The organism is Mycetocola spongiae (assembly GCF_020424085.1).
GTDB lineage: Bacteria > Actinomycetota > Actinomycetes > Actinomycetales > Microbacteriaceae > Mycetocola > Mycetocola spongiae.
This window is the reverse complement of record NZ_CP080203.1, coordinates 157228-181709: the sequence shown is the minus strand read 5'-3', so window position 1 is coordinate 181709 and position 24482 is coordinate 157228. Positions and strand designations below refer to the sequence as shown.

General features: G+C 67.9%; 24 protein-coding genes and 1 tRNA gene. 9 read left to right on the top strand and 16 right to left on the bottom strand.

Annotated features, from left to right (window positions below; all coding sequences use genetic code 11):
- Positions 1–16 precede the first annotated feature (16 nt).
- Positions 17–3820 carry an SCO7613 C-terminal domain-containing membrane protein gene (locus KXZ72_RS00985; protein ID WP_226081861.1) on the top strand — a complete coding sequence of 1268 codons (3804 nt, stop codon included), beginning with the start codon at positions 17–19 and terminating at the stop codon, positions 3818–3820.
- A gap of 46 nt (positions 3821–3866) precedes the next feature.
- Here the strand turns inward: KXZ72_RS00985 and KXZ72_RS00980 are convergent, their stop codons facing one another.
- The 6 genes from KXZ72_RS00980 to KXZ72_RS00955 are packed head-to-tail and all read right to left on the bottom strand — an operon-like array spanning position 3867 to position 7958.
- A complete protein-coding gene (locus KXZ72_RS00980) occupies positions 3867–4862 on the bottom strand; it encodes an Fpg/Nei family DNA glycosylase (RefSeq protein ID WP_226081860.1) in 996 nt (331 codons plus the stop codon).
- 3 nt (positions 4863–4865) lie between these two features.
- Complete coding sequence (locus KXZ72_RS00975; RefSeq protein WP_226081858.1) at positions 4866–5363, bottom strand: ribose-5-phosphate isomerase; 498 nt, start codon at positions 5361–5363, stop codon at positions 4866–4868.
- 15 nt (positions 5364–5378) lie between these two features.
- On the bottom strand, positions 5379–5993 hold the full coding sequence (locus KXZ72_RS00970; RefSeq protein ID WP_226081856.1) for a mycothiol-dependent nitroreductase Rv2466c family protein: 615 nt from the start codon (positions 5991–5993) through the stop codon (positions 5379–5381).
- A gap of 47 nt (positions 5994–6040) precedes the next feature.
- The gene (locus KXZ72_RS00965; protein ID WP_226081854.1) at positions 6041–6526 is read right to left on the bottom strand and encodes a hypothetical protein; all 486 of its coding nucleotides are present in this window, start codon (positions 6524–6526) and stop codon (positions 6041–6043) included.
- Positions 6523–7572 (bottom strand): DUF1648 domain-containing protein, encoded by a 1050-nt coding sequence (locus tag KXZ72_RS00960; protein ID WP_226081849.1) that lies wholly within the window; start codon positions 7570–7572, stop codon positions 6523–6525. The genes KXZ72_RS00965 and KXZ72_RS00960 overlap by 4 nt, the downstream gene beginning before the upstream one ends.
- Positions 7573–7607: 35 nt before the next feature.
- A complete protein-coding gene (locus tag KXZ72_RS00955; protein ID WP_226081847.1) occupies positions 7608–7958 on the bottom strand; it encodes a GntR family transcriptional regulator in 351 nt (116 codons plus the stop codon).
- 203 nt (positions 7959–8161) lie between these two features.
- Between KXZ72_RS00955 and pepN the strand changes: the two genes are divergently transcribed.
- From pepN to KXZ72_RS00940, 3 genes are all read left to right on the top strand, one after another.
- Complete coding sequence (pepN, locus tag KXZ72_RS00950; protein ID WP_226081844.1) at positions 8162–10711, top strand: aminopeptidase N; 2550 nt, start codon at positions 8162–8164, stop codon at positions 10709–10711.
- A gap of 133 nt (positions 10712–10844) precedes the next feature.
- A complete protein-coding gene (locus tag KXZ72_RS00945; RefSeq protein WP_226081841.1) occupies positions 10845–12125 on the top strand; it encodes a mechanosensitive ion channel family protein in 1281 nt (426 codons plus the stop codon).
- A gap of 125 nt (positions 12126–12250) precedes the next feature.
- Entirely contained in the window at positions 12251–12619 is a 369-nt protein-coding gene (locus tag KXZ72_RS00940) for a globin (RefSeq protein WP_226083383.1), read from the top strand.
- Here KXZ72_RS00940 and KXZ72_RS00935 read toward each other — a convergent pair.
- Together KXZ72_RS00935 and KXZ72_RS00930 are read right to left on the bottom strand one after the other, a co-directional pair.
- Positions 12616–13164, bottom strand: coding sequence for a GNAT family N-acetyltransferase (locus KXZ72_RS00935; protein WP_226081839.1), 549 nt, complete (start codon positions 13162–13164; stop codon positions 12616–12618). The two genes, KXZ72_RS00940 and KXZ72_RS00935, sit on opposite strands and share 4 nt — an antisense overlap.
- Before the next feature lie 55 nt (positions 13165–13219).
- Entirely contained in the window at positions 13220–13885 is a 666-nt protein-coding gene (locus tag KXZ72_RS00930) for a hypothetical protein (protein WP_226083382.1), read from the bottom strand.
- 79 nt (positions 13886–13964) lie between these two features.
- On the opposite strand from KXZ72_RS00930, the gene KXZ72_RS00925 reads away from it, so the two are divergent.
- Positions 13965–14840: an acyl-CoA thioesterase gene (locus KXZ72_RS00925; protein WP_226081837.1), complete on the top strand. Its 876-nt coding sequence runs from the start codon at positions 13965–13967 to the stop codon at positions 14838–14840.
- 32 nt (positions 14841–14872) lie between these two features.
- Here KXZ72_RS00925 and KXZ72_RS00920 read toward each other — a convergent pair whose 3' ends face one another.
- From KXZ72_RS00920 to msrA, 5 genes are all read right to left on the bottom strand, one after another.
- Entirely contained in the window at positions 14873–15790 is a 918-nt protein-coding gene (locus KXZ72_RS00920; protein ID WP_226081835.1) for a hypothetical protein, read from the bottom strand.
- A 113-nt stretch (positions 15791–15903) separates the two neighbouring features.
- Complete coding sequence (locus KXZ72_RS00915; protein ID WP_226081834.1) at positions 15904–16377, bottom strand: acyl-CoA thioesterase; 474 nt, start codon at positions 16375–16377, stop codon at positions 15904–15906.
- A gap of 123 nt (positions 16378–16500) precedes the next feature.
- Positions 16501–18183, bottom strand: coding sequence for an energy-dependent translational throttle protein EttA (gene ettA, locus KXZ72_RS00910; protein ID WP_226081833.1), 1683 nt, complete (start codon positions 18181–18183; stop codon positions 16501–16503).
- Positions 18184–18187: 4 nt separating this feature from the next.
- Positions 18188–18682: a DUF6993 domain-containing protein gene (locus KXZ72_RS00905; RefSeq protein WP_226081832.1), complete on the bottom strand. Its 495-nt coding sequence runs from the start codon at positions 18680–18682 to the stop codon at positions 18188–18190.
- A gap of 1358 nt (positions 18683–20040) precedes the next feature.
- Positions 20041–20568: a peptide-methionine (S)-S-oxide reductase MsrA gene (gene msrA / locus KXZ72_RS00900; RefSeq protein ID WP_226081831.1), complete on the bottom strand. Its 528-nt coding sequence runs from the start codon at positions 20566–20568 to the stop codon at positions 20041–20043.
- A gap of 158 nt (positions 20569–20726) precedes the next feature.
- On the opposite strand from msrA, the gene KXZ72_RS00895 reads away from it, so the two are divergent.
- Entirely contained in the window at positions 20727–20960 is a 234-nt protein-coding gene (locus tag KXZ72_RS00895) for a hypothetical protein (RefSeq protein WP_226081830.1), read from the top strand.
- A gap of 86 nt (positions 20961–21046) precedes the next feature.
- A complete protein-coding gene (locus tag KXZ72_RS00890; RefSeq protein WP_226081829.1) occupies positions 21047–21790 on the top strand; it encodes a hypothetical protein in 744 nt (247 codons plus the stop codon).
- Positions 21791–21853: 63 nt separating this feature from the next.
- On the opposite strand, the gene nadE is transcribed toward KXZ72_RS00890, so the two are convergent.
- The gene (gene nadE / locus KXZ72_RS00885; RefSeq protein WP_226081828.1) at positions 21854–22684 is read right to left on the bottom strand and encodes an ammonia-dependent NAD(+) synthetase; all 831 of its coding nucleotides are present in this window, start codon (positions 22682–22684) and stop codon (positions 21854–21856) included.
- 134 nt (positions 22685–22818) lie between these two features.
- On the opposite strand from nadE, the gene KXZ72_RS00880 reads away from it, so the two are divergent.
- Both KXZ72_RS00880 and KXZ72_RS00875 read left to right on the top strand, forming a co-directional pair.
- Positions 22819–22894 (top strand) — tRNA-Arg (locus KXZ72_RS00880).
- A gap of 129 nt (positions 22895–23023) precedes the next feature.
- Positions 23024–23164 carry a hypothetical protein gene (locus tag KXZ72_RS00875; RefSeq protein ID WP_226081827.1) on the top strand — a complete coding sequence of 47 codons (141 nt, stop codon included), beginning with the start codon at positions 23024–23026 and terminating at the stop codon, positions 23162–23164.
- 301 nt (positions 23165–23465) lie between these two features.
- Here KXZ72_RS00875 and KXZ72_RS00870 read toward each other — a convergent pair whose 3' ends face one another.
- A complete protein-coding gene (locus KXZ72_RS00870) occupies positions 23466–23915 on the bottom strand; it encodes a hypothetical protein (protein WP_226081826.1) in 450 nt (149 codons plus the stop codon).
- Positions 23916–24257: 342 nt separating this feature from the next.
- The gene (locus tag KXZ72_RS00865) at positions 24258–24476 is read right to left on the bottom strand and encodes an SCO4848 family membrane protein (protein WP_226081825.1); all 219 of its coding nucleotides are present in this window, start codon (positions 24474–24476) and stop codon (positions 24258–24260) included.
- Positions 24477–24482: the final 6 nt, after the last annotated feature.

Here is a 24482-nt window from a genome sequence, read left to right as displayed (position 1 = left end):
CAAACGACGAGGGATCATGACTGCACAGCCACCGATTATCTGGCCGCCAAGCGCCGACGCCCTGGGCGATTCCGCCCGCTGCCCATCCTGTTTCACCGCGCTCGCCTCCTCGGTCTGTGCCGCGTGTGGGCTGGACCTGCGCGGCGAGGACGCGCGCCACCTCTCCGCGATTGCCCGCGAGATGATGGCCGCCGATGGCCGCCGCGTGGGCCAGATCTCCGCGATGCGCCGCGCCCAGGGGCTCGACGCCCCGCCCGCACCCGCCGCGGCCCCGCGCCCCGCGCAGCCCAGCACGGAGGCGCATACCCTGGTGGATCGTTTTATTACGGGCGTTCCCGTTCCTCCCGCATCGCCGCCGGCCCCGGAGATTCCCGCGCCCGAGCACGCGGTGCCGGTGGGTATCGTGCGCCCGCCGTTCCCGGGCCGACCCGAGGGTGCGGCACCCGCACCGCTGCCCGCCCCCGCCCCGTATCTTGCCCCCGCGCCGGCGCACCCCGCCCCCGCCGTTCCCGCCGCGCCGGGCCGCTCGGGCGTACAGGTGCTGCTGCTCACGCTTGGTGTGGTGCTCGTGAGCGTGGCCGCGATCTTCTTCGCTACCCTCGCCTATCTGGTGACCTCACCCCCGCTGCGTGCCGTGATCCTCCTGGTCGTGGCGATCGCCATCGCCGCGGTCGCGGCCCGGCTCCAGCGCCGCCTGCCCGGCACCGCGCAGTTCCTCGCGATCCTGAGCGTGTTAATCGCGCTGATCGACGGGGCAATGGTGCGCTCGCTGGGGCTCTGGGGCACCGCCCCGCTCGACCCGCTGCTCTTTGCCGGGCTGCTGGCGCTTCTGCTCGCGGCCGCGTGCCTCGGCGCCGCGCGGCTGACCCGCGTCCCCGCCTTTTATTTCCAGGCCCTGGTCCTTGTCCCCGTGGCCGGATTTGGCATCCTGGGCGGGCTGGGCACCACGGCCGAGCTCACGTTCTGGCTCGGCGGGCTGGGCGGCGCAATTGCGGTGCTGGCCTGGGGTGCCGCGCGCCGACGCACCGGCTCCGCGCCGGGAGCAATCGAGGAGACGCTGCAGCGCAGCCTCGAGATCGGCCTGGCCGCGATCGCGACCCTCGCGCTGCCCGCGCTGGCGCCCGCCGCGATCGCGGGCAGCGACCCGCTGCCCACGGGCCTGTGTGTGCTGGTGACCGCGGCACTCTGGTTCCAGATCATGGCCGTACAGGAGCGGCACTCCCTCGTGCTGACCGCCGCGATCCCCGGCGGAATCCTGGCCACCCTGGCCCCGCTGGCCTGGGCGGTCCGGGAAAATACCACCTCCTGGTATCTCACGGCGCTCCTGCTCTCCTCCGCGCTGATTGCCGCCGCCCTCGCCGCCGTGGCCGCGCGCTCGCGCCGCAATACTCTCGGGGCCACCGCCGCCGCCCGCGCCGCGCTGATCACCGCGACCGCGGTCTCCGCACTCTCCGCGTTCCCGCTCCTCCTGGAGGCCCTGGGCACGATCCTGATCGCCTCGGCCGAGCCCGTGCTCTGGGGCCACAGCGGCTATCGTTTTTATCCCGAAGAGGGGATCGCCCTGCGGCCCGAGATGCTTCTTGCGGTCCTGGGCACACTCGCCCTGATCGGGGCGGGCATCACCGCGCTGGGCCGCCTGCGCCGCTACCGGACGGCCCTGGCCACCGGCCTGGCCGGCGTGATCATCCTGATCGCGATCCTCCTGCCCGGGATCTGGGTGGCCGCCACGGTGCTCACGGTCCTGGCCGCCGCCGGAATCCTGGCGCTGCCGCGCGCCCCGCGGCCCGTGCCCCGCGGCATCGCCGTGGGCCTGATCCTGGTCGCGCTGGGCTCCGCCGCGATGCTCTCGCATGCGCAGTGGACGCTGTGGGCCTGCATCGCCGCCGCGCATATCCTGCTGCTGCTGTTCTGGCGCGCGCGCAGCCCCGAGGCGTGGCTGCGCACGGCGCTCTCCGCGCTCGCCTTTATCATCCTGCTGCGGGCCGGCGCGGAGGTCACGGGCGTCCTGCGCCTCGAGACCGATGTGGTACTCACCCCGGCGCTGAGCGTGGCATTCCTCGCGCTGCTGCTGTGCGCGCTTCTGGGCCTCGCGGGACGCCGCGCCCAGGCGCGCCCCGCGGCGGGCCTGGAGCCGCGGGTCCTCTCCGGGCTCGCCCTGCTCACGGTCGCGGTATCCGGGACCCTCGCGCTGGTCCCCTACGCGACACCCGCCCTGCGCCCGTGGCAGTGTGCGCTGCTGCTGGCCGCCGCCGCGGTGGGCCTGATCCGGGTCGCGCTGCCGCATCCATACCTCGCGATCTCCCGGGTAATCTTCGCCGTGCTGACCCCCGCGGCCCTGCTGGGCGCAGTGGCCCTGATCGGGCTCCCCTCGGCCTGGCTCTGGCCCGTGCAGGCGGGCCTGATCCTGGCCCTGGCGCTGATCGCGCGGCCGCTCCTCCCGCTCGGCTCACCGCGCTGGCTTCTCCCCGCCTGGTATCTGGCCCCCGCCGCCTATGGCCTTGTACTGGGAGGCATCGCGGGCTGGTGGAACCGCCCCCACGGCTGGATCGAGCTGCTGCTCCTGGCCGCGGCGGCCCTCGTGGCCGGCGGCACACGCGGCAATCCGCTGCGCTCCGATTCCGGGCCGTGGCGCTATGCCTCCTGGCCGGCGCTGCCCGCCGTCGTCTCGGCCTGGTGGATGATCATGGATAACCTGCGGGTCACGCTGCTGGAGGCCCGGACCGTGCCGGTGGCCCTGCTCCTGCTGGCCCTCGCCGCGGGCCTGGCCCTCGCCGATCGCGGGGCCGCCGCGGGGCCTGCGCGCGCCGGGCGCAGCATCCTCGCCACCCTCGGGCTGCTGCTGCTCCTGCTCCCCAGCACCTGGCCCGGCGATCCCGGCCGCCTCCTGCTGATCTGTGCGCTGGCCCTGATCCTGTGTGGCCTCGCGCTCTTCCTGGCCCCGGCTCGGTGGCGCGGAATCCTCGTGCGCATCCCCGCGCTGCTGATCGGGGTATTCCTGGTGCTGGGAACCGCGCTGCTGCGCGGCCTGCTGGACGGCATCACATTCGAGTTCCCCGCCCCCGTGGACGGCTGGGCGATGGTGCTGATTCTGCTCACAGCGCTGCTGACCGCGGCGAGCGTGCGCGGGATACCTGCACGCGGGCCCGAGGTGCGGCTCATTCCCGTGCTCGCGGCGCTGAGCCTCGCGGCCGCGGGTGTGCTCCTGCTCGCCGCCACGATCTTCGCCGCGGGCGATCCCGTGCGGCCCCTGATCGGGCTGGTCCTGCTCGGGGCCATCGCGGTGGCCGCGCTGCTGGGCCCCGACCGCACGCGCATCCTGCTGTGGGTTGCGCTGACCGTGCAGCCGCTGCTTGCGCTGATCGCCGCCGCGGAACATCCGCGGATCGCCCCCGAGGCCTTTAGCCTCCCGGTGGCCCTGACCGCGCTCGCGCTGGGTGTACTGCATGTGGCCCGCACCCCGGGCGCGCGCACGATGCCCTGGATCGGGCCGGGCCTGGCAATCCTGCTGCTGCCCTCGCTGCTGCTGTCCTGGATCGAGCCCGAGATGTGGCGCCTCGTGGGCCTCGGCGTGGTCTCGCTCGCGGTGCTGCTCCTCGGCGTCTTCCGCGGCTGGCAGGCCCCCGTGGTGCTCGGCGGTGGTGTGCTGTTGATCCACGCGCTTGTGCAGCTCTTCCCCGCGATCCGCGTGCTCTACGAGAGTGTGCCCTGGGGCATCTGGGCCGCGCTGGGCGGCGCCCTGCTGATCGTGGTGGGGGCCACCTATGAGTCGCGGGTGCGCCAGGCGCGCATCATCGGCCGCCGGATCTCCGCCCTGCGCTAAGAAGAACGCCCGCCCGGAATATCCGGGCGGGCGTTTTATCTCGGCCCTAGAGCTGACAGCCCGGGCACCAGTACAGCTTGCGGGCCTGCATTACCTCGAGGGCAATATTGGTTCCGCAGCGGCGGCAGGGCAAACCCTCGCGCTTATAAACCCAGTGCCGATCCCCCAGATTGGCCATCGCGTTGACATAGTCCTCGTGGCTGAGGTTATCCATCGTCATCATCTGGCCGGTCTCCACGCCGATCGTGAGCAGCACGCTCCAGTCCCGCCACAGCGCGCGCAGCACGTCCTCGGGGATCAGCTTGCCCGGGGTATGCGGGCTGAGCCGGGCACGAAAGAGAATCTCCGCGCGATAAACATTGCCGATTCCGGCCACCACCGACTGGTCCATAAGCAGCTGGCCGATGGCCACACCGCGGCGGCGCACGGCTTCCACAAATTTTTGTTCCGCGGCCGCCGAATCATCCATCAGCGGGTCCGGGCCGAGCCGATCGATCACGGCGTTCACCTGCGCGGGGGTTAATAATTCGCAGGCCGTGGGGCCGCGCAAATCGGCCACGGCCGTCTCGGTCAGCAGTCGCAGCCGCACCGCACCGATCGGCGCGGGCGGGAAGGACTCGTCCTCGGGGCCGGCCAGGTTTCGGGTCTGCTCGGACATCCGCATCCGGGTATTGCGGGGCGCACCGATGCTCGCAATCGAGTCCTCGCCGCCGCGGTCGATCAGATCCGATTCCAGGAACGTGCCGCGCAGATTGGTCTGTCCCATCCGCCCACTCGCGCTTGCGATGGTCGGATCGGTGCTGATCATTCCGGCAAAATCCCAGGCCCCGTAGAGCCCGAGGTGCACGCGCAGCCAGAGGTCGCCGTCGAACTCGGCGAACATCTGCTTACCCACGGCGTCCACCCGGTGCAGGCTGCGCCCGCTCAGGACCTCCGCGCCCTCGGCAAAGCGCCCCTGCGGGCTGGACGCGGTGATCGGAGCGTCCAGGAAATTACGCCGAAACTGCCGCGCAATGCGGTGGACGGAGTGACCCTCGGGCACCGGTTAGGCCTGGACCGCGTGAATACCCTTGCCGGCGATGGTGCCGGTGGCCTCATATTCGGCGAGCTGCGCGATCCGGCGGGCGTGCCGCTCCTCGCCGCTGAAGGGCTCGTTGATGAAGGCGTCAACAAACGCGATCACCTCGGATTCCTCGTGCTGGCGGGCACCAATCGAGATGACGTTGGCGTCGTTATGTTCGCGGGCGAGCTCGGCGGTGGCGAGGTTCCAGACCAGGGCGGCGCGCGCGCCGTGCACCTTATTGGCGGCGATCTGCTCGCCGTTGCCCGAGCCGCCAAAGACCACGCCGAGCGCGGGGATACCGGCGGCCCGATCGGCCACCACGGCGGCGGCGGCGTTAATGCAGAACGCCGGATAGTCGTCCAGGGCGTCGTATTCGCGGGGGCCGTGGTCGATGACCTCGTGCCCGGCGGAGCTCAGGTGGTCCTGCAGGGCCCGGCTAAAGTCGAGGCCGGCGTGATCGGTGGCGACGTGAATGCGCATGAAGAGTCAGTTCCTTTAGTTGAAGATCGGGCCAACGGTACGCGACCGCTTAAGCTCAAAGAAGCCAGGATATGAGGATACCGCGACCACGCCGTCCCAGAGGCGCAGCGCCTCCTCGCCGGAGGGGGCCGGGGAGATCACGGGGCCAAAGAAGGCCACGCCGTTGATCGCGATGACAGGGGTTCCCACGTCCTGACCCACCAGGTTAATGCCCGCCGCGTGGCTCTCGCGCAGTGCGGCATCGTGGGCTTCGGAATCGGCCAGCGCCGCAAATCGGGCGTCCAGGCCCACCTCGGCGAGTGCCTCTGCGATCACGGCGTCCTGGTCCTCGCGCCCACCCGGGTGGATGCGGCTGCCGAGGGCATCATAAAGCGGCTTCACGTGCTCGGGTCCGGCCTCCTCGGAGACGCCGGTGACCAGGCGGTTATAGCGCAGGACCACGCGCAGGCGCTCGGTCCACTCCTCGTCGAGGTCGTTATTTTCGTTGAGTACCGCGAGGCTCATCGGATGCCAGGTGATATTAAGTTCCCGCTGTGCGGCCACGTTATCCACCCAGCGGGACGTCATCCACGCCCAGGGGCAGCTCGGGTCAAACCAAAAATCTACGGTGGGGATTGCGTCTTCGCTCATGCTCCCATTCTGTCCTATCCGGGCGAGTAGCACAGCGGCGTTGGGCGTTACTCGGCCGCGCGGGCCGGAATCCGCGAGAAGATCAGGCCGATGATGATCGCCACGACCGCCCAGATTACGCCGCCCACCAGGATGCCCGGCACCTGCTCCTCCCAGACCAGGCCGGGCAGCTCGCGCTGAAGCGTGGTGACGGACAGGATCAGGACCGAACCAAAGCCGGAGACCAGCGCGCCGAACGCGATCGAGATGGCCCCCTGTCGTGAATCCGCCCCGCGACGATAATTCCGGGCCGCGGGAATGGTCACGATCGATCCCACCAGCGCCGCCAGCAGGAGGGGAAATACGATGGCCAGGGCCCGCGGCATCACGCTCGCGGGAACCCCCGCGGTGGTCCACTGCGTGACCACCTCCGCGGGGAGCGTGGGCCCCCAGAATAAGAGAACTCCCGTCGCGATGAGGCCCGCGAGCAGCGGTGTTCCGAGGCCAATCGCCCAGATCAGCCCCTCATGCTCGCCCCGCTCCCGGCCGCTCACGCGGTGCCGTTCTCCGCGCGCCGGGTGAGCGCGTTCAGCAGGGCCGCGGCGGTGGCCGGATCGCTGGTTGTAATCACCAGGCTGGATCCGCTGCGGCGGCGAATCTCCAGCGCGGGCCCGGAGGACAGCACGATGCCAAAGCGGCCGCGGCCGCCCGAGCGCAGGCCCCAGCCGCCAAAATCGCGCGTGGGGTCCACGTCAATCACGCGGGCCGAGGCCACCTGGGACAGCGGCACCCGGAACACGGGAAAGCCAAATTTGGCGCGGGCCACCACACCCGTCTGGTCCACGCGCACGCGCCAGGCCAGCGTGCTGGAGACCAACCCCAGGATCACGCAGACCAGGGCGAGAATCCACAGCGCGGCGTCCATGCGCCCGGGGCCGGTGATCAGCGTATAGGCGATAAAAAGCAGCGGCAGATAGACCACCGCGGAGATGAGGATCTCCCCGAGCGGGCGCATCCGGGCCGAGCCGATCCACACGGCGCGCTCATTTGCGGCGAGCCCGATGATCGGCTCCGTGCCCTCGTGGTCCGGGCCCAGCTCGCGCGCGGGGATGCGCGCGAGCAGGATGCCGGCAACCACGGTCAGCACGGCCCAGACCCCGGCGATCACCAGGATCGGCGTGAGTGCCGCGGCGTCCGATTGCCCGGGGCCCGTGCGCTGGCGCACGGTGGTGGCCAGCAGCAGGATCGATACCAGCCCGGGCACACCCATGCTCACGGCCCCGAGCAGGGCCACATTGCCGCGCGAGCCTCCCGTGCGATAGCTATGCCGGGTCATCAGCCCCATCAGCAGGCCCAGGCCCACGGCAAAAAACAGCGGCATGAGAATGGCCCAACCCACGCCCATCCAGCCATTGGGTTCCCCCGCGGTGCCCCAGTGTGTAATAACCTCGGCGGGCAGATCCGCGCGCCAGGACGCCATCACGGCGGTGGCGAGGACCCCGGAGAGCACGGGGAGCACCACGGCAATCGTGGTGATCAGGCGCTGCGCGCGCAGCTCCCCGGCATCGAGGGGGCGCACGGGGGTTTTCTGGGTGGTCATGCGGGGACCTTTCGGTGACGTTGATGAAGCGGACATTAGCGCAGCCGGGCGCGGACGAGGGCGAGGGTGGTCTCGGCGCCGAGCCCCGCGCGGGTGCTCGCGGCGACCAGCGCGTCGAGGGCGGCCTCCACCTCGGTGAGGTTTTGGGCGGGGGCGGTGATCACGGCGCCGCGGCCGCGGCGCAGATCCAGCAGCCCCTCATCGCGCAGATCGCCATAGGCGCGAAGGACTGTATGAATATTCAGGTCCAGGGAGGCGGCCAGCTCGCGCGCGCTCGGCAGGCGCTCACCATCGGCGATGCTGCCGTCCACGATCCCGGCGCGCACCCCCGCCGCGAGCTGCTCATAAAGCGGGGCCGCCGATTGCGGATCTACGCTGAGTAACATCTCTCCCCCATTGTTCTAGTTCACCTATAACAATAGCCGCGCGGGTGTGCGCGGGCAAACCCGAGCCCCCGGCCGAGCCACCCGCGGTTGCGCCCTCGGCGTAATCGCCGCCCGCCGCCCCCGAATGCCGGGCGCGCTCTCCGCGGGTGCGCGCTACGCTGGGGGTGGACACAATCCCCCATACACACACTCAAGGAGTCACGTTGCCCGGAGAAAACCTCACCCGAATCGAGGCCGCCGAGCGCGCGGCCATCGTCTCGACCCGGTCCTATAACATCAGCATCGACCTCACCCGCGGCGACGAGGTCTTCCGCACGGTCTCCACCGTGGACTTCCAGGCCACCGCCGGGGCCTCCACGTTCATCGACGCCATCACGCGCACCGTGCACTCGGTCACGCTAAACGGCGTGGCCCTGGACGTGAACGATGTGAACGACGGCGTTCGCATCCGCCTGGACAACCTGGCCGCCGAAAACACCCTCGTGGTCGATGCCGACCACGCCTATACCAATACCGGCCAGGGCCTGCACCGCTTTGTGGATCCCGCCGATAACGAGGTTTACCTCTACAGCCAGTTTGAGGTCCCCGATTCCCGCCAGGTCTATGCGGTTTTTGAGCAGCCCGATCTGAAGGCCGATTTTACGTTCACCGTGACCGCCCCGCTGGCCTGGCAGATCATCTCCAACTCGGTCACCCCCGAGCCGGTAGACAACGGCGATGGCTCGGGCACCTGGAGCTTCGAGCCCACCGAGCGCATGTCCAGCTATATCACCGCACTGGTGGCGGGGCCGTATCAGGTCTGGCGCAGCGAACTCACCAGCTCCGATGGCCGGATCATCCCGCTGGGCGTATTTGCCCGCGCCTCGATGGCCGAGTATATGGACGCCGATTACATCTTCGATAAGACCCGCGAGGGCTTTGCGTTCTTCGAGTCCAAATTTGATGTGCCCTATCCCTTCCCCAAATACGACCAGATGTTTGTCCCCGAGTACAACATGGGCGCGATGGAAAACGCGGGAGCGGTCACGTTCACCGAGACCTATGTATTCCGTTCCAAGGTCACCGATGCCGTGAAGGAGCGTCGTGTGGTCACGATCCTGCACGAGCTCGCCCATATGTGGTTTGGCGACCTGGTCACCATGAAGTGGTGGAACGACCTGTGGCTGAACGAGTCCTTCGCCGAGTGGGCCTCCACCATCGCCACCGCCGAGGCCACCGAGTGGACCGAGGCGTGGACCACGTTTGCCGCGATGGAAAAGGCCTGGGCCTATCGCCAGGACCAGCTGCCCAGCACGCACCCGATTGTTGCCGAGATCAACGATCTTGAGGACGTCCTGGTGAACTTCGACGGCATCACCTATGCCAAGGGCGGCTCGGTACTTAAGCAGCTCGCGGCCTGGGTGGGTATCGACGCCTTCTACCAGGGTGTCTCGGCCTATTTCAAGAAGCACGCCTGGGGCAATACCGTCCTCGGCGATCTGCTTGTGGAGCTGGAGGCCGCGAGCGGCCGCGATCTGTCCGAGTGGTCGGCCCTGTGGCTGGAGACCGCGGGGGTCAACACCCTGCGCCCCGAGCTCACCGTCTCGGCCGAGGGTGTCATCGAGGAGTTTGCCATCGTGCAGACCGCCCCCGAGGACTATCCCACGATCCGCCCGCACCGCCTCGCAATCGGCTTCTATAACCTCCGCGATGGTGCGCTCGTGCGCGAGAGCCGCGTGGAGCTGGACATCGACGGTGGCCGCACCGAGATCGCCGAGCTGATCGGCCGCACCCGCCCCGACCTGATCCTGCTCAACGATGACGACCTGGCCTATGCCAAGATCCGCCTGGACGAGCCCTCCCTCGCGGTTGCCACCGAGCACCTCGCGCAGATCTCCGATCCGCTGGCCCGCGCCCTGGTCTGGGGCAGCGCCTGGGATGCCGCGCGCGATGCCGAGACCCCGGCCCGGGATTATGTCCGCCTGGTGCTTAATAACATCGCCACCGAGACCGAGTCCACCACGCTGCGCACCACGCTCAGCCAGGTGATTCTGGCCGCGAGCGCCTATGCCGCGGAGGACGTGCGGGTGGCCCTGCTGGAGGAGATCGGCGATACCCTGCTACGCTTTGCCCGCGAGGCCGAGGCCGGGAGCGACGCCCAGTTCCAGTTTGTGAAGTATTTTGCCCAGGTGGCCTCCACCCCCGCGCAGCTGGACGCAATCGAGGCCCTGGCCTCGGGCGCCGAGAAGCTCGCCGGGCTCGACGTGGATACCGACCTGAACTGGGAGCTGCTGACCGCCCTCGCGGCGAATTCTCGTGCCGATAACGCCGAGATCGACGCCGCACTGGCAGCAGATAACACCGCCAATGGCGCCAAGGCCGCGGCCCAGGCCCGGGCCGCCCTGCCCACCGCCGAGGCCAAGGCCCGCGCCTGGGCAAGCGTTGTGGAGGATGACTCGGCAGCCAATGCCATCGTCAGCGCCACCACGATCGGCTTCCAGCGTGCCTCCGATAAGGACGTGCTGCGCTCCTATGTCGCGCCCTATTTTGAGGCCATCGTGCCGCTGTGGGAGTCCCGCGCGTATCACATCGCCGAGCCGCTGATCTCGGGCCTGTACCCCTCGCCCCTCGTGGGCACCGAGTTGCGCGATGCGGCCGTGGCCTGGCTGAACGCGAACTCGGAGCAGCCCGCCGCGCTGCGCCGGATCGTGCTGGAGGCCCTCGCGGGCACCCAGCGCGCGCTGGACGCCCGGGAGCGTGACGCCCGCGCCTAGGCCGGAACCGTCATCAAAACGGGGGCGGGTGCCCACGCAGCAGCTGCGTGGGCACCCGCCCCCGTTGTTTAAGAAGGTACCCAATTCGGGCGGTACCCAGGGTTGTTTGGGTGCCCGCCACTATGCTGGGGTCATGGCAGCAACCCCCGATCCGAACGCCCCCGCTACCCCGACCGATAACGTCATCCAGGGGATCTGGGACGCAATCGACGCGTTTTTTAAATCCCCCTTTGGTGCTCTCGCCTGGACCCTCGTGGTCATCGTGGGCGCGGTCATCGTGTCCTGGATTCTGCGCCTGCTGATTCGCCGCGTGGTGGTCCAGATCGTTAACGGCGTCAAGAAGAATCAGGGCGCCGAGGATACCCAGGCGCTGAGCGTATCCCCCCTCGCGGCCGTGCGCCTCGTGCAGCGCACCCGCACGCTGGGGAGTGTGCTGAGCAATATTGTCAACGTCACGGTGGTTATCATCGCCGTGGTCATGATCGTGAACCGGCTCGACTCCGGGCTGATCGGCTCGCTGGCGCTGCTCACAGCCGCGCTTGGTGCCGGCCTGGGTTTTGGTGCGCAGAATATCGTCAAGGACGTCTTTAACGGCCTGTTTATGGTCATGGAGGATCAGCTCGGCGTGGGCGATGTGGTGGACCTCGGCTCCACCGTGCCCTTCGCCACGGGGGTGGTGGAGCGCGTGGGTATCCGCGTGACCCAGCTGCGCGATGTCAACGGCACGCTCTGGTTTGTGCGCAACGGAGAGATTCTGCGCGTGGGCAATATGTCCCAGGGCTGGGCGCGCGTCATCGTGGACCTCGCCGTGCCCTATGACTCCGATATAAACCTCGCCCAGGAGCAGGCCCTCGCCACCGCCACCACGCTCGCGCAGGAGCCCAAGTGGCGCTCGCGGATCGTGGAGCGCCCCGAGATGTGGGGCATCGAATCGGTCTCCGATGAGGCCCTCGTGATCCGCGTGGTAATCAAGACCCGCACCACTGCCAAGGACGACGTGAGCCGCGAATTGCGCGCCCGACTCTTCCGTGATTTTGAGGCCCAGGGCATCCACCTCCCCTCGCTCGAGGGTGTGGTCCTGCAGGGCTTTGATAGCGCCGGCAGCGTGATGGGGGCCAAGCCGCCGCGCACCCGCCCGGTATCCACGCAGGATCGTTCCCTGACCAAACCCCCGCCCAGCCGGAAGACCCTCCCCAAAAAATCCGCGGCGGAATCCGCGGCCGAGGCCCGCATTGCGCCGGGCACACAGCCGGCCACCAAGCATCCGAGCCAGTTCACCGCGCCCGATGCCACCCGTCCCACCACCATCCAGCCCCCGGCGCCCGGCGCGTCTCGGCGTGAGTCGCGCGATACCGCTCACCCCGATACCCCGGATACCCCGCCCGCATCCACAGAAGGGTCCGATTCCCGATGACCACCCCCACTCCCGATAACCCCGGGGCCCGCACGGGTCCCGTGGAGGCCCCCACCGCCGCCGGTCGCCCCGTGCCCCCGCCGCTGCCGGTCCCCGCGGGCAGCGAGAACCTCCTCACGCCCAGCATGTATGAGCGCTTCGGCGGCCGCCCCGCGTTTGAGACGCTCGTGAACGAGTTTTATCGCGGCATCGCCGATGACCCGGTGCTGCGCCCGATGTACCCGGAGGAGGACCTCGGTCCGGCCACCGAGCGCATGCTGCTCTTCCTGGAGCAGTACTGGGGAGGCCCCGGAACCTATAGCGAACGCCGCGGCCACCCGCGCCTGCGGATGCGCCATAACGCCTTTAAGGTCAATCCCGAGGCGCGGGATCGCTGGCTGCTGCATATGCGCGCGGGCGTGGATAAGATGGCGCTTCCGCCCGCCGATGAGGCCATCCTCTGGGACTACCTCTCCCGCGCGGCCGTGGCGATGGTTAATACGTTTGAGGACTAGCCCCGCGGGGCATGCCGGGTGAAGGTATCCATCGGTGTGCGCGTGCGCGCATCGGTGATACCGCGCTCGGTGAGGGTATAGCCCGCGGCGCGGGCGAGTGCGCGGGACGCGGAGTTTTCCGGGTCAATGCGCAGATATACGCGCTCGAGTCCCACGAGGCCCAGCGCGTATTCGCTCAGGGCATCCAGCGTGGCGGTGGCATAGCCGCGGCCGCGCGCGGGAGCGGCGATCCAATAGCCGATCTCCGCCGCCGATTCCTCGGGCGAATAGCCCACAAAGCCAAAGGACCCGATGGGTTCGTCCCGCGCGGGATCCACCAGCGCCAGCGACCCGCCCGCCCCCGAGGCCCAGGCATCACGGGTGAGGCCCAGGAAAAATACGGCATCCTCGGGGGTATACGGCGACGGTACCGTGGTCCAGCGCTGAATCTCCGCCTCGTTGCAGGCACGATAGATGGCATCGCTATCGGAATCGCGCCACGGACGCAGCCGCAGATCCGCGCGCACCGGAATGGTGGGGGGCACGGTGGGCAGCACGGAGTTCACTCCCCCATTATGGGCCACGCCCGGCGCGGTCCGCACGGAAAATCCACGAGTCATCTCAGAGCAGGCCGCCGCCGCGGCGAATCAGGACGTGCCCACGCACGCTCGACGCGCGCAGCCACGCACCCGAACCCCAGACCGCCACCGGTTCGTCCTCCTCGCCGAGGAACCCCAGGCTCTCGGCGGCAAACGCGGCGCCGGCCGGCAGCTCGGGCAGGGCCTCCAGCGGGGCTCCCCAGACGCCGCCGCGGATCTTGGCCACCACCGGGTCGCCCGCGTTTTCGGGCAGGGCCGCGGCGATCTCCGCGATACCGGCATGGGCCGCGGCGCGCAGCTCACCCGCGGCGATGCTGCCGCGGGCCTCCCAGCCGCCGCGCGGGGCGGCGATACCGGACCAGGCGGCGCGCACCTCGGCCACGGGCAGGGGAACCTCCTGCGCGATTCCCTCCTCGAGTTCCAGGCGCGCGAGGCGCTCCAGCACGGAGGCGGGGGCCACCACGGTATCAAAGGTTCCGCCCCCGGTATCGGCAAACGTGCGCAGGCCGAGGATCGTGGGGCCCGCGTCGAGGATGCCCCGCGGGGTGAACACGGGGGCATAAACGGCGAGAACTCCGCCGGCCCCGATCAGGCGAATCGCGCTCTCATCCACACGCTTGGCGCGTTTCAGGTATACCGTGAGATCGGCACGCGCGTGGACATCGCTCAGGGTGAAGGAAGTGTTCATCAAGAACCTAAACTATCCCTGACGCCCGGGCATTCCCAATCCCGCGCCCAATTCGCCCCCTAAGCTCCGAAGGAGACGCATGACCTCGCCGCTGGAATCCCTCCTGGCCACCCTGGATCTGACCGATACCGGTGCGCGCACCAGTGAGGATATCTTCACCGGGACCTCCGAGTGGACCCCCGGGGGCCGCGTATTTGGGGGCCAGGTGCTGGCCCAGTCGGTGGTCTCCGCCGCCCGCACGGTGGCCGAGGACCGGTTTATCCACTCGATGCACGGCTATTTTTTGCGCCCCGGGGATGTGGCCAAACCGATCACGTTCTCGGTGGATCGCATCCACGACGGCCGCTCGTTTTCCACGCGCCGCACCCAGGCATATCAGGACGGCCTGCCGATCCTGTCGATGATCGCGTCCTTCCAGGATGAGGATCCCGGGCTGGAGCATCAGGAGCGGATGCCCGAGGGCATTCCCGATCCCGAGACCCTGCCCTGCGCGGCCGATATTCTCGCGGGCGTGAAACATCCCGTGGCCGAGCAGTGGGCCACGGGGCGGGCCTTTGATATTCGACACGTTCCCGGGCCGATCTATCTCTCGGTTCCCGAGGGCCCCAGCGCGCGACAGGCGGTATGGATGCGCGTAAACGGTGCGTTCCCGGATAGCGATCTGCTGCACCGCGCGGCGCTGGCCTATGCGAGCGATTACACGCTTCTTGAGCCGATCCTGCGCGCGCACGGCGTGCCCTGGGTCACCCCGGGGCTGAAGATCGCGAGCCTCGATCACGCGATGTGGTGGCACCGCCGGGTGCGCGTGGACGAGTGGCTGCTCTATGTGCAGGAATCGCCCACCGCTCGCGGGGGCCGCGGGCTGTCCACGGGCAAGATCTTTAACCGCGCGGGCGACCTCGTGGCGAGCGTGGCCCAGGAGGGCATGGTGCGCGTGCCCGACGCGGACGCCTAGTCCCGCGCCGGGCGCACACCCCGCCGGGCGGGTCAGCGACCGTAGCGTTCGCGGTTTTCCTGGCCGCGGCGGATTCCCGCCTCGCGTCGCTCCGCGCCGAGGGAGCGGCCATAGCCGGGACCGTACTGCGGCGGGGATACCGAGGCGCCCCCGGTGACGTTCGCGGCGGGCGGGGCCGGAGCCACCGCCGCTGCGGCCCTGGCCGCCGCCGCGTCCGCCTCCGCGGCCAGGGCCGCGCGCGCCGCGTCCATATAGGCGTGGGTGACCCCCGCAAAATCGCCCTCGACGGTCGTGGCATCCTCGATCGCGCCGGCCAGCGCCGCGCGGATCTCCTCGGGGGCGGACGGCGACTCGGCGAGGATTCGCTCGCCATTTTCGCGCGCGGTTGCGAGCGTGGCCAGGATAGCGGCGGCGAGCGTATCGCGGGCCGTAGCGTGGCTATCGATCAGCTCCCGATGGCTCTCCATCGCGGCGGTCATTTTTTCGGCCTGTAGCGCGAGCTCCGCCGATCCGCGCCGCACGGATTCCCGGGTGGAGTCATCAGATTCTGTTCCGGGCTCAAAATCCAGCTCGGTCAACGGCATCCCCGCGGCCCCGATCCGCTCGTCAAATTCGACGAGTGCCGAGGCCAGGTCCTGCCGTTCCGGCGCGCCGAGGAATCCGTCCTCCGAGGCCTCAGATACCACCTGGGCCTGCGCGCGAAGGTCCTCGGACTCGGCGAGGCTCCCGGAGGCATGCTGCACGGATTCCAAGAACTCGGCATGCCGGGTCCCGGCCCGCTCCACCTCGAGGGCAAACTCGGCCGCCTCCGCGCGTGCGGTGCTCGCGCCGATCGCGGCCACCGCGGTGCCGGTTCCCGCCCCCAGGATGAGCACACCCCCGAGGATCAGGGCGAGGCGCTTGGGGACGCGGCGATTGGGCGTTGTGGTATCGGTGAGGGCTTCGGACATCGTGCTGGCGCTCCTTTATGTGGACCAGCCCGCATCCTATCCGGCCCGGGGCAGCGCCCCGGGATTCTGGCGCGTTAAGCCCCGCCCGGGGCCACACGCCCGGATTATGGCGGCTACTCGCGCCCGCGGAAGGTCAGCGGAGCCTCCAGATAGCGGCCCCAGGCTGCGCGCTCCTCGGCGCCGATCCGGCGCGGGCGGCCGGTGGCCGCGGTCACCAAGACAATCGTGGTGAGGGCGCGCGCATATACCGCGGAGTCCTCCTCCGCCGAATCGCGCAGCTCATAAAATACGTCCATGCTCGCGCCGCCCAGCGCGCCGATCCACATCCGCACGATGATCGGGCGCTGCCGATAATCCACCGGCAGCAGATACTCCACCCGCTGGGAGCCGATCAGCGTCATGGTCTCCGCGCCCGCGGAGGCCTCCACGAGGGCCATGCCGTCGTCCAGCTCGGATTCTCCCGGCTCGCGCTTCCAGAAGGCCCGCACCCGCGCCTCCTCAAAGAGGCGCATGATCTCGACGTTATTAACGTGGTTATAGGCGTCAAGATCGGCCCAGCGCAGGTGAATGGGAACATCGAGTTTCATGGGTGGGCGCTCCTTTTAGAATCCGGGGTGAAACGGGTGAGGGCCCGGTTCCGCGCAGGGAACTCCCTGCCCTCAGGGCATGGTATTCCCCGCGCGGCGCGCGGGCCCTCGGCTGCGTGACGCCTAGTCGCGCGTGAGCTTACGGTAGGTGGCACGGCCGGGCTTGGCCGCGTCGGCACCGAGGCGCTCGATCTTATTCTGCTCATAGGATTCGAAGTTACCCTCGAACCAGTGCCACTGCGCCGGGTTCTCCTCGGTACCCTCATAGGCGAGGATATGCGTGGCGATGCGGTCGAGGAACCACCGGTCGTGGGTGATGACCACGGCACAACCGGGGAACTCCAGCAGCGCGTTTTCGAGGCTACCGAGGGTTTCCACGTCCAGGTCGTTGGTGGGCTCATCCAGAAGCAGGAGGTTTCCGCCCTGCTTCAGGGTGAGGGCGAGGTTCAGGCGGTTACGCTCACCACCGGAGAGCACACCTGCCTTCTTCTGCTGATCGGGGCCCTTAAAACCAAACGTGGAGACATAGGCGCGCGAGGGGATCTCGACGTTACCCACCTGGATATAGTCGAGTCCATCGGAGACAACCTCCCAGAGGTTTTTCTCCGGGTCGATGCCGCCGCGGCTCTGGTCCACATAGCTGAGCTTCACGGTCTCACCGATCTTCAGCTCACCGGCGTCCAGGGGCTCGAGGCCCACGATGGTCTTAAACAGGGTGGTCTTACCCACACCGTTCGGTCCGATGATGCCCACGATGCCGTTGCGCGGCAGCGAGAAGCTGAGGTTTTCGATCAGGGTGCGACCCTCAAAACCCTTGGTGAGGCCCTTGGCCTCCAGCACCACGGAGCCCAGGCGGGGCCCGGCGGGAATCTGAATTTCCTCAAAGTCGAGCTTTTTGGTGCGCTCGGCCTCGGCTGCCATCTCCTCATAGCGGGCGAGACGCGCCTTGGACTTCACCTGGCGGCCCTTGGCGTTGGAGCGAACCCATTCCAGCTCCTCGGCGAGGCGCTTGGACAGCTTGGCGTCCTTCTTGCCCTGAACCTGCAGGCGCTCCTGCTTCTTCTCCAGGTAGGTGGAGTAGTTGCCCTCATAGGGGTAGAGCTTTCCGCGGTCCACCTCGGCGATCCACTCGGCCACGTGGTCGAGGAAGTACCGGTCGTGGGTCACGGCGAGCACGGCGCCGGGATACTTCGCGAGGTGCTGCTCGAGCCAGAGAACACTCTCGGCGTCGAGGTGGTTAGTGGGCTCATCCAGCAGCAGCAGATCGGGCTTCTGCAGCAGCAGCTTACAGAGCGCCACGCGACGCTTCTCACCACCGGAGAGGTTGGTGATCTCGGCGTCCCCGGGCGGGCAGCGCAGGGCGTCCATCGCCTGCTCCAGCTGGGAGTCGAGGTCCCAGGCATCGGCGGCGTCGATGGCCTCCTGCAGCTTGCCCATCTCCTCCAGCAGCGTGTCGAAGTCGGCATCGGGCTCGGCCATTTCGGCGGAGATTTCGTTAAAGCGGTCGATCTTGCCCTTGATCTCCCCCACGCCCTCCTGGACGTTTTCGAGGACGGTCTTGGACTCGTCGAGCTCGGGCTCCTGCATGAGGATTCCGACGGAATAACCGGGGGTGAGTTTTGCCTCACCGTTGCTCGGGGTGTCGAGGCCCGCCATGATCTTCAGGATCGTGGACTTACCGGCACCGTTGGGGCCCACCACACCGATCTTGGCACCGGGGATGAACGCCATCGTGACGTCATCAAGGATCAGTTTATCGCCGACCGCCTTGCGGGTTCGGACCATCGAGTAAATATATTCAGCCATATCGCTACCAGTCTATCGGGCGGGTGCTGCCCACGAGGCAGCCTCCGGAATTCAGTGCGGGGGAAACGGTGGAGTGGTAGCCACCCACCGTGGGGCCGTTCTGGCCGAGGAGACACTGATCTCCCCAGCGAACGGCAAATTCGAGGGCATCCACGGGGCGACCCAGCGTGGTGGTATCCGAGCCCACCTGCATCGTGGACTTATCAAAGCCCGCGGCCACGAGGCCGTCGATGATCTCGCGGCCCAGGGCCTCGGGATTGGCGGCGAGGGTCGCGCGGTTCACCTGGTCAAAAAACGGCAGGTTTTCCTCGGCGCTGCCGCCGGGGATCAGTACCGCGGGTTCGGTCGGGGCCTCGGTGGAGGCGGAGGGTTTGGGCGAGGCGGGAGCGTCCCCGCCGATCGAGCAGCCCGAGAGCAGCAGGGCGCTCAGCGCCAGGATACCCAGCGTCGGGACCAGGGGGCGGCGGCGTGCCCGACCGGCCACTACCGATGAACGCACTATCACAAAGAACTCCTCAGGCTGATTTCTCTTGGTTCTGGTCGCGGAGGCGACACCCGCCGGCGGCGGGGGCCACAACAGAGACCGATCCGAGTCTAGGCGGTCCATAATTTTTTTGGGTGAAAGCACACAGCGATTTGCCGGGTACGGGGGCGCGATGCGACGCGTGTGGCGTGATTGCGGCCCCGGGAGGCCGACAGCGTAAACACGCATACGCGCGATAGCGCCCCCACGCGCCCCACCCGGGGCACCCCGGGAACCTCCCGCCGAGACGCGCGGTTATCCCGGACCCGGCCGGGACCGGGGAGGCTCCGGATGCCGCGGCGCCCGGGAACCCAACGCGTCCATGCCGATTCCGGATCCATAATCGCCGATCGTGAATCCACCATCATCGGAGGCTCTTCGGGATGCACCTCGAAAACCGATGACCAATCACGGGCTGCGAGAAGGAACGCCACGCGCCCCGCACACCCGCGCCCGGTGCGCCTCGCCGCGTGCGGGACCGCGGAATGCTCCGCCGGAGGGACTCACGACCCCATAAGCACCACACCACACTGAGGCAATAAAGCTCGGCGCTCAGTCTTGATGTTCAGTCTCGGAACTCAACCTCGACGCTCAGTCTCGGAACTCAACCTCGACGCTGAGTCTCGGTACTCAACCTCGACGCTCAACCTCGCCACTCGGGCTCGGCACTCAATCTCGGCGCTCAGTCTTGAAGTTCAATCTCGACGCCCAGTCTCGGAGCTCAACCTCGACACTCGGGCTCGACACTCGGGCTCGACACTCGGGCTCGACACTCAACCTCGGCACCCAAGCTCGGCACCCAATCTCGACGCTCAACCTCGACACTCGGGCTCGGCGCTCAGTCTCGACGCCCAATCTCGGCACTCAGTCTCGGAACTCAACCTCGACACTCGGGCTCGGCACTCAACCTCGGCACCCAAGCTCGGTGCCCAATCTCGACGCCCGATCTCGACGCCCGATCTCGGCACTCGGGCTCAATAAGCAAGCCCGGCGTCTGCGCATGCAGTCCCGCCGACCCCGTCCCGCCGGCCTCTTCCAGTCGGCCTCTTCCCGCTAACCCCGCCCCGCAGGACTTATCTCGCCGACCTCACCCCGCCGACCTCTTCCCACCGGCCTCGCCCCGCCTGCCTCACCCCATTCCCCGGGGCGGCCACGTTGATGACCGCCCCGGCGAGGGGCGTGATGTGCCCGGTTGCGATGTGTGCCGGGGATTATTCGAGGGACGCACCGGAGACCCCACCACTCCAGTGTCCCCCTCCCCCGCTCCCCTCACGCACTCCTCGCGCCTTCTGTGGATAATTCATTCCCCACGCAAGCCCCGGGAATAACTCTCCTTAGAGCGGGCGCGTATATTCGGCGAAACGGCGGCGCACCGCGTTCACCTTGGGGACGGTCACCGCGAGGCAATAGCCCTGTCCCGGGTTCTTGGCAAAAAAGTCCTGGTGATAGTCCTCGGCCGGATAAAACTCGCCGAGCGGGGAGATCTCCGTGACCACTCCGCCTCCCCAGATCTCATCGGCCCGCTCGCGCGCCGCCTCAAATTCCGCGCGCTCCTCCTCGCTGCGATAAAACATCGCGGAGCGATACTGCGTGCCCACATCATTGCCCTGCCGGTTCAGCTGGCGCGGGTCGTGCAGCGTAAAGAAGGCATCAAGAATAATTTCGGCCGGGATGATGGTCTCATCAAATGTGACCTCCACCACCTCGGCATGGCCGGTATGCCCCGTGCATACGGCCTCATAGCTGGGTGCGACCAGCGTGCCCCCGGTATAGCCGGAGACCACGTCGCTCACGCCGCGCAGCGAACGATAGACCGCGTCCAGACACCAGAAACATCCACCGCCGAGTACATAGCTTTTCACCGTGATCGTTCTCCTTAGGTTCCGTGCGAGTCGAGTCTTCGCCCGCCGAATATAACACCGCAGGGCGCCGCATTGTTCCCCGCGGCCCGCGCACGGAAACCGGCGCGGTGATCCCGGGCGTGGCGGCACTGTCGGGGGTGCCGCGTAGCGTAATAGCCATGAAGCCACTCACCTCTACCCAGCACGGCGGACTTCGCCTCGTGGCGGTCCGTGATTCCCTCTGGCGCGTCATCGCGCGAGACGATCGCATCGTGGGCCATCTGGAGCGCCTCGATACCGCGGAGGGCTCCCGCTACCTGGCCAAACGATTCATCACCTCGCGCGCGAGCTTTGCGTCGCTCGGCGAGTTTTGGAGCGCCGACGAGGCCATCGATTGCCTGCACTGCCTCTAGCCCGTCCCCGCTAAAAGCCCGGGAATACAGCGACACGGCAGCGCGGAGCACCCCGAACAGCCCCGAACGCGGGTATTCTTCCGCTCATGGACTCGTGGAACTCTTTTACCGATTGGCTGGCCTCCACCGAGGCCCGTCCCGTGCTTTTTAGCGTGGTGGTGGCCGCCGTGGCCATTATCATTTCGGGGCTGATCGCCTCGCTCATTTCTCGCGGCGTGGTTCGCAGGCTACTGGCCCAGCGCGACCGCGAGGGCAAGGTGGCGGCCATTGCCGCCCTTATTGACGCCTCCACCGAGGCCGCGGTCTGGTCCTCGCTCACCCCGCAGGAGCAGGTTCTCGCCGATCGCGCCGTGGGGCAGGCCGATATTCTCATTCGTCTTCTTCCGGTGCGTGGCTCCGCCCTCGCCGCCAACTGGTCCTCGCATCAGCTGGCCGAGCTGAAGCGCCATTCGGCCACGTTTGGTTTTGAGCTTGACCCGGTGATCGCCGAGTTCCGCGATCGCCTGATCGAATGGCAGAATCGTCCCGGCCGCGCCAAAAAAATCTTCGAGGAAGACCTGGGTCGCTGGCGTTTTGAGAGCACCGAGCCCGCTGCGGAGGCCCCCGCGGCCGATCGCTGGGTGGATGCCCGCGCCACCACCACGCCCGCCGAGCCCGCCCGCCCCTTTGGGGTGGATGCCGCGGCCCCCACCACCACGCTTCCCGCCGCCGTCACGTCCCCGCTCGCGGGGGCCGATACCGGCACCCAGCGCCTGATCGATGATGTGGCGGCCATCGAGGCGGTCACCCCGGATTCCGGCGGGGACCGTCCCACGCCGCATCCGCTCTAGGCCAATATCACGGCGCCCTCGGGCCCGCTCCCCTCGGGGTGCGGGCCCGAGGGCGCTTATGGTTTACGGCAGTTCCCGCCACCAGGTATCGGCGGGGCCCACGGGCAGCGCGCGCTTATGGCGGCTCGTGATGAAGCGTCGCTCGATCGCGAGGGCTGCCTCCTCGGCGATCTCCTCGCCGCGCAGATAGGCGTCGATCTGGGTATATTCCACGCCCAGGCTGGACTCATCGGTCTGGCCGGGCTCATCGTCGAGCAGATCGGCCGTGGGGATTTTTTCGTAGAGACGGGCCGGCGCCTCCAGCTCGCGCAGCAGGTCCTTGCCCTGGCCCTTGGTGAGTCCGGCGAGCGGCAGGACATCGGCCCCACCGTCACCAAATTTGGTATAAAACCCCGTGACGGCCTCGGCCGCGTGATCGGTGCCCACAACCAGCAGGCCGTCCTGGCCGGCCAGCGCGTATTGCGCGATCATGCGCATCCGCGCCTTCACATTGCCCTTATTAAAATCGGTGATGTCCTCGCCGGTGGCCCGCCGAAACTCGGCGGCGATACCGTCCACTCCGGGACGAATATCCACGGTGCTATTTTCATCGGCACGGATGAAGGTGAGCGCAAGCTGCGCATCGTCCTCATCGTGCTGCACCCCGTGCGGGAGGCGCACGGCGATGAAGCGTGCGGTGCCCCCCTCGGCGCGCACGCGTTCGACGGCGAGCTGGCACAGGCGTCCGGCGAGGGAGGAGTCCTGCCCGCCGCTGATGCCCAGGACAAATCCGCGCGCGCCCGAGGCGCGCAGGTATTCGGAGAGGAAGGAGACGCGGCGGTTGATCTCGGTGCGCGGGTCGATCTCGGGGTGAACGTGAAGCTCGGAAATGATCCGTTCCTGGAGTGCTCTCATTCCTCTAATCTAATCCTCCCGCCGCCGCGCGCCAACCTCCATAAATCGGCTCCGGCCCCGGCTCGCGCGGGCGACACCGCTTTCCCACCCGATTCGCGACGCTCGCCTCGGCGTCTAGTATGCTGTCATGGTTGCCCCTCGTAGCTCAATGGATAGAGCATCGGCCTTCTAATCCGACGGTTGCAGGTTCGAGTCCTGTCGAGGGGACCAGGAGCCCCCGGTCGCGGCGGGGATATGCCCCGGGTCATGCCGGATACGGCGGCTGAGGTAATCCGCCCGGCACGCCCGGGTTCGGTCAATCCCGCCCCTGCCGGTGGGGTCGCCGCTAGCCTTATTGGCATGAAAATCATCGTGACTATTCGCTCACTTGAAACCCAGGTCATCGAGGTGGAGGTCGAGGACTATGCCACCGGCCGCGATCTTGCGCTCGCCCAGGTCCCGGAGGGGTGGGAGGCGCAGAGCCTCGTGCTCTCCGAATAATCCCACGCGACGGTGCGGAACCCCGAGATATACGCGGGGTGCCGCACCAATTTGGCCGGGTTAATGTATCCGGCTATCGGGACCGCGTTCACCGGATAAAACGTATGGGGCCTATCCGCGGCATCACGGGCGCGAGAATCATTTTGGGGCGGGTGCATAACCGCGGCCACGCAACCCACGTCGTCGGGGCGGCCTGCGAGGATCACCGGCCCGCCACCGGACGCCGACCGTTATTGAGGCCGCGCGAACCGCGGCGTTTCCCCGGGAGCCTTGGCGACGGAATCTCCCTCGCGATATCGGCCTATGCCCGGGGCTTCGCGCGCCCGAAGAGGTCCCGGTATCGGGTGATAAACACTCCCAGGATGCCCGCAAGCGCGCCCCCGGTCAGATAGCCGATCTGGTTGATGCCAAAGCGAACCACAATGGGCAGACTAATAAGCACGATGCCTCCGGCGATGATGCCCCGAAGCCAGCTCCGGCGCGTCTCGTTCAGGAACGCATCCAGCCCCCAGAAAATCGCCAGGGGTAGCACGGGAACAAAAACGAGGAGCCAATACGCCTGCCCCAATGAGCCCAGGAGCACCAGCAGAAAAACGCCCATGACGGTGATGGCGCCAACCGGAGCCCCCACGAGTACGTGGATGATCGCTCCCCTGCGTATCGCCCGCAACGTTTTGGCCGAGGGTGGGGTCTCCGTGGCCTCGCCTGCGGCGCGTGCAGCATCGCCCGGAAGATGTTTCTCTGAATCCATGAAACCGTCCCCAACTTTGGTGAGTGCCCACACTGCCATAGGTCGGGGGCCATCTCAACCGACAGGCGTGTATACCGCCATGTCCGGAGGACCAGGAGCGCCGCGGGCCGGGGATCCCGGCTGCCGGATCCCGGGCGCCTCCCGCCGCCGTTGTCCCTCTCGGATCTCGGCGTCACGGCGGAGCCCCACGGGTGCAGTGCGAACGCACTCGCGAGGGCAGATCAGGCCCGGGATAATGCGTTCCGGGGTCGCCGCGGGGGCGGCCCCGGACAGAATACGGCGCGCGACGTCGCGGCATTCAGACTCGGACTTCGGATGCCGCGCCGGTATGGCCGGAGTGGTTTATCCGGCGATCAGGGCAATCACGCCAAATACGGCGGATACGGCGGCGATCAGCAGGGCGATCGCGATCAGGACCGCGTGCACCGTATAAAACTTGGTGGGCTTACCCGCGGCATCGCGGGCGCGAGGATCGTTTTTTACGCGGGTCCAAAACCGCGGCCACACCACGGCGTTATACACGGCATTAATCAGCAGCAAAATCGCGAGTACGGTATTCACGCCCCC